Annotated in this window: 4 protein-coding genes; all 4 read left to right on the top strand. The window is 45.7% G+C overall.

Translation table 11 applies throughout. From position 1 onward, the window contains the following. Positions 1-1,615: TonB-dependent receptor domain-containing protein (locus tag B3180_RS02625; protein ID WP_286842872.1), on the top strand; the 1,615-nt coding region annotated here is incomplete at its 5' end. A gap of 8 nt (positions 1,616-1,623) precedes the next feature. Continuing rightward, positions 1,624-2,793 (top strand): M14 family metallopeptidase, encoded by a 1,170-nt coding sequence (locus B3180_RS02620; RefSeq protein WP_199494677.1) that lies wholly within the window; start codon positions 1,624-1,626, stop codon positions 2,791-2,793. 105 nt (positions 2,794-2,898) lie between these two features. Beyond that, positions 2,899-3,507 carry an outer membrane protein gene (locus tag B3180_RS02615; protein WP_054487537.1) on the top strand — a complete coding sequence of 203 codons (609 nt, stop codon included), beginning with the start codon at positions 2,899-2,901 and terminating at the stop codon, positions 3,505-3,507. A gap of 218 nt (positions 3,508-3,725) precedes the next feature. Further along, the coding region (locus tag B3180_RS02610; RefSeq protein WP_414654016.1) for a BCCT family transporter at positions 3,726-4,638 on the top strand (913 nt) is incomplete at its 3' end.

Raw genomic sequence — 4,638 nt, 5'->3', positions numbered from 1 at the left:
CCCCAGAAGGATTGAAGTCGAAGACTCCAGTTACCGCGTGCTGGGAGGATTAAAGGGTTACTCAAATCAATGGGAGTGGGAATCAGCCTTGCTTTATTCCCGGGCTGACACTCTGGATACCGGATACAACAGAATTCGGGTTAGTGCACTGCAACAAGCGATTAACTCAACTAATATCAGCGAAGCTTATAACCCTTTTATTGGTGGGGATCCAAATAATCTAAATAGCGGAACCTCAGTCTATAATTCACCGGAGGTGATAGCCGGACTGACCGAAGACATTACTCGTGACAGCTCTACCGAACTTGCTCTTTGGGACTTTAAACTGTCCAATCCCGCACTGGCAAACTGGTATGCCGGAGATATAGGCATTGCCACTGGTGTTGAGTATCGTTACGAATCTTACGCTGATGATCGTCACCCCCTACTTGATGGTTCTAATCCATTTTACGATCAAATTACCGGCGAACTTATGACAAACTCGGACGTACTGGGTAGCAGTTCAACGCCCGATGCTGAAGGAAGTCGCAATGTTTTTTCGGCCTACGCCGAACTCTTAGTCCCCTTGCATCAAACCTTCGATATGCAGTTAGCCTTTCGTTATGAGCAGTTTTCTGATGTAGGCAGCGTCACCAAACCAAAAATTGCGCTTAGCTGGCTGCCTGCTGAATGGCTGCAGCTGCGTGCGTCCTATTCCGGCGGTTTCCGCGCGCCTAACCTGCCTCAGGTCGTTGAGGAAAGCGTCTCCCGCACCAATACCAGAACCGATCCGGTAATTGACGATCGCTATGGGATAACTGAAGTTCGGGGCGGTAACAGTGAACTTACTCCTGAAGACGATGAGATTTATAACTTTGGTATTGCGATTACACCTTTTGATAACTTCCTTATTACGATAGACCGCTGGACGATTGAGCAAGAAGGCGTTGTTGGAATTTTAAACAGCCAGACTCATCTACTTTACGATTCCCTGTTACGCTCACAAGGCGAATCTAACCCTGCAGTTATACGCAACGACGACTTAGAAGTGGTTTACGTCAATAACCAATACGATAACTTAGAGGTTCGTGAAATTTCAGGAACAGATATTAGTATTAATTACGAAGTAAATACGGAAGCGGCCGGACGGTTTAACTTGTCTGTAAATGCCGCTCATTTGCGTAAATTTATGCAAACACCTGACCCAATAAGTGCCATTGTTTTAGAAGCACAAGAAAACGGCAACCCTGCGGTGCCCATTGACATACCGGTGGTTGGCGCCGGTGACTTAAGACAAATGAACGGTAACCCCAAATGGCGTTCCTTTGCTCAGCTTAACTGGGACTTAGGGAACTGGGGCGCAGGCATTCGGGTCAACTATATTGATGACTTTTATGAAACAAGCGTAACAACATCTTCAGGTGAAATGATGCCAATTGATAGCTGGACAACAATGGATATCTACCTTGATTACCACTTTAGTCAGAAGTCTCTTGATGGCTTAAGCCTGCGGCTAGGCGCACGTAACCTTGCAAATAAAAAGCCTCCAATTGCAGATGAAAGCTTTGGTTACTTTTCCGATGTTCACTCGAACCGTGGGCGCTATACATACGCAACCTTATCATGGGCATTTTAGGAGAATAGATGCTTTCACTGGCCAGTGTCGCGTTATTTAGTCAGTTATCGCTTCAACAACCTGAGGAAGTGAACAAAGGGCCGGAAGACTGCTCTTTTGAGAAAGTCGACTTTACAACCAACTTCGCTGTTGGTCGTTTGCACCATTGTGAGAAAACTGGTGACAATCAATACAGTCTGTACCTTGAACCAGAAAGAGAAAAAATCAATCCGAGCCCTTGGTATGCCTTTGCCGTAGAGAACCTTACTGAAGAGAGTCAAACCATTGATATCACACTGGTCGCCAGTGAAGGGGTATCTCGTTATAAGCCTAAACGCAGCGCAGGAGACGATATGTGGCACCCCATTCCCTTTTCGGAAGGTGATGGCTGGCTTCAGTTTGAACTGACACTATCGGCGCAAACAAAAGAACTTATCGCCGGGCAGGAGATCATCGATAACGTCCATTACATTGAGTGGCTTAGTAGCTTAATTAAAGAGCCACAACAATCGGAAGTTATTTCTCTGGGGGTTTCTAGTGAAGGCCGCAACTTAGCGGCCTTAGAACACAAAGTGAAATCCAGCGACAAGTGGATAATACTTATTGGCCGACAACACCCGCCAGAGGTTACTGGTGCACTTGCCCTGCTCCATTTTGGCGAGCTTTTATTCAGCGACGAAGCTTACGTGGTTAAGTTTCGTCAAAAGTACAATATATTACTGGTTCCTAACATGAACCCGGACGGCGTCTATCATGGCAACTGGCGGTTAACGGCAGCTGGCATCGATATGAACCGCGACTGGAACAACCAAACGCTTCCGGAAACCCAAGCCTTAACCAACTACCTTGAAAAGCTCGTAGAAAACGGTGGTCAAATAGAGTTTGCGATAGACTTTCACTCCACTCACCGTAATGTCTTTTACACTATGCCTAAAGACTATGAGTCACCAAGTGGCGTCCCTTTAAGAAACCCACAGCGAGTTTATGACTGGATTGAAGAAATAGCCGAAATGGTCGATTCAGTGGAACTCGAATATCAACCGGGTGACCATCCTGAAAGCGGTGTTTTTAAACAATTTATCGCTGATGAGTTCGCCGCTCACGCCGTCACCTATGAAGTCAGTGACAGCGAAGACCGAAATAACATTAAAAGAGTTGCGGAAGCCGCTCTCATTTCTCTGGTGAACCGCCTAGATTAAAGGTTTCGTAAAGTTCATTGCTGCCTGTCGTTGGTGTCGCTATTTTTTAACGCAGGATAGCCAATTGGTTATCTCTGCTTAGCGACTCTCAACAAAGGAAGTATTATGAAGAAAACATTAATTGCAATTGCATTGATTGGAACTTCAACTAGCGCATTAGCGGACTCTCCTAACTGGAATAAACTTCAGGCGTCGTACATTGACACCGATATCGAAACGCCTATTGACGAAGATATCTCAATGGACGGATATGCCGTATCGGGGTCACTATCGCTGAATGAGTCCATTTTTATCTTGGCTAACTTCGACTCTGTTGGCGATGAGTCGGAATTCGGGGATGTCGATTTAGACTCGCTTAATGCGGGTATCGGGTTCAATCATGGCATCACAGAATCCACCGATATTTTTGCAACCGTCACCTACGAAAAGCTTGAACTTGTAGGCTCTGTTGACGACATCGGCTCTGAGTCATTTGATGAATCTGGATACGGTGCCGGACTAGGTGTTCGCTCAATGTTGACAGATTTTCTTGAGTTGTCAGTAAAAGCTGATTACCTGGACATTGATGATGAAAATGCCATTCGTTACGATGCTTCAGCGTTCTTTCATTTGACTGAAAACCTGTCTCTTGGGGTTGGCTATAAACTCTACGACCTCGATGAAATTGACCAGGACATTGATACTGTCGCGGCAACAGTCCGATACAGTTTTTAATACCAGGATTGTTCCCCTAAGCACTGACGTGCGGCTCGATGCAGCGCACGTCAGTATCCTTCCTAATTAAATTTATTTCTCTAATCTATTATTTTTACAGCGAAAAATCGATCTAACTTTGAGAAATCTGCGTAGCTCTCTATACTCTAGTAATGAATTTAGAATAAATGTTTAAATTCAAGGCGGTAAAATGCCTACTTCTATAAAGGGGAGAGCTAATGTCCAAAAAAGAAGAAGAAGTGCTCCGCGGAGATAAAGATCTCGAGCGTGAGCGTAAAGCTAACGACCCAATGATTCCTGATGGTGAAGTCAATCCAATCAATACCGATTATCAAGTAGGACAAGACAACGTTGTGATGAAATTCGGGCCTTTTGGTCTCGATTTTCATAATCGCGTATTTGCCATTTCAGGACTGGCAATTGTTGCCTTTGTCTTCATAACCTTAATGTTTCAAAATCAGGCTGAACCTGTATTTACAAGCACCAAAGACTGGCTTACAGCCAATCTTGACTGGTTCTTTATTGGAGCGGCCAATATATTTGTAATCCTGTGTTTGTTTCTCATCTTTTCTCCACTCGGTAATGTCCGTCTGGGGGGAACCGAGGCCAGCCCCGATTTTTCTTATTTAGGTTGGTTTTCAATGCTATTCGCTGCCGGTATGGGTATCGGACTCATGTTTTATGGTGTTTCCGAGCCAATAACCCACTTCAGTACCGCCCTGGCTGGTACTGAAACAAATGCCGACGGTATACGCACCGACTGGGCACCTCTTGCTGGTGCCGGTGGCGATGAAGCCGCGGCAATGAAGCTGGGCATGGCTGCTACGATTTTCCACTGGGCACTGCACCCATGGGCAATCTATGCGGTACTAGCGCTAGGGCTCGCTTTATTCTCTTTCAACAAAGGGTTGCCGCTTACTATTCGCTCAATTTTCTACCCTATTTTGGGTGAGCGCGTATGGGGCTGGCCAGGTCATATCATCGATATTGTAGCCATACTGGCAACCTTGTTTGGCTTAGCAACGTCACTTGGCTTGGGTGCTTCCCAGGCAGCGTCCGGCTTTAATTTCTTGTTTGGCTGGAGTGAGGGAACCACAACACAGGTTCTGCTAGTTATCGGTATTACCGCTG

Origin of the sequence: Idiomarina sp. UBA4206 (assembly GCF_002383015.1) — a bacterium.
Taxonomy (GTDB): domain Bacteria; phylum Pseudomonadota; class Gammaproteobacteria; order Enterobacterales; family Alteromonadaceae; genus Idiomarina; species Idiomarina abyssalis.
The sequence above is the reverse complement of the archived record's forward strand: the minus strand, read 5'-3'. Positions and strand labels throughout refer to the sequence as shown.